Source organism: Kitasatospora saccharophila, assembly GCF_039529925.1.
Lineage (GTDB): Bacteria > Actinomycetota > Actinomycetes > Streptomycetales > Streptomycetaceae > Kitasatospora > Kitasatospora saccharophila.
On record NZ_BAAANS010000168.1, the window covers coordinates 1 to 773 of the forward strand.

At 72.3% G+C, this 773-nt stretch carries 1 protein-coding gene; it reads right to left on the reverse strand.

Annotated features, from left to right (window positions below; all coding sequences use genetic code 11):
• Positions 1–14 precede the first annotated feature (14 nt).
• Positions 15–773 (reverse strand): N-acetyl-gamma-glutamyl-phosphate reductase (gene argC / locus ABD345_RS39995; protein WP_344559760.1); only part of this gene is annotated, 759 nt, incomplete at its 5' end.

A 773-nucleotide genomic window follows, 5' to 3' on the forward strand; every position in this document is an offset into this window, starting at 1 on the left:
GGGTGTCGTCGCGCTCATGCGGGCATCACCGGTTGCATGGTCAGGCCGGTCTGCACCGGCAGGCCGAATCGGAGGTTGGTCGCCTGCAGCGCCTGGCCGGCCGCGCCCTTGACCATGTTGTCCAGCGCCGCCAGCACCACGATCCGCCCGCCCTCCTCGTCGTGCAGGACGGTCACGTCGCAGTAGTTGGACCCCAGCACCGCCTGCGGGTCGGGCACCGGGATCAGCGTCTCGTTGGACCGGCGCACCCGCACGAACGGATGGTCCTTGTAGAAGCGCAGGTACGCCCGCTGCAGGGTGCGCGCGTCCACCGCGTCGTCGGTGAACACGTAACTGCTGGCCATCAGCCCGCGCACGTGCGAGACCCCGTACGCCGACATGCTCAGCGACCGCACACCGCCCGGCTTGCCCCGGTCCAGGAAGTCCTTGACCTCGGCCGCGTGCCGGTGCCCGGCCGGCGCGTAGGGCGCGATGGCCCCGCTGCGCAGCGGGTGCAGGTTGGCGGTGCGCAGTTCGAGGCCGCCGCCGCTGGAGCCGGTCTTGCCGTCCACCACCACGGTCCTCAAATCCAGGCCCAGCGAGAGGACCAGCGGGGCGAGCCCGAGGGTGATCGCGGTGGCGAAGCAGCCGGGCAGCGAGATCAGCGCGGCCCCGGCGAGCTGGTCGCCGACCAGCTCGGGCACGCCGTAGACGAAGCGGTCGGCCAGCTCCTCCGTCCGCCGCGCCTTGGGGTACCAGCGCCGGTGCACTTCGGGGTCGCGGATCCGGAAGGC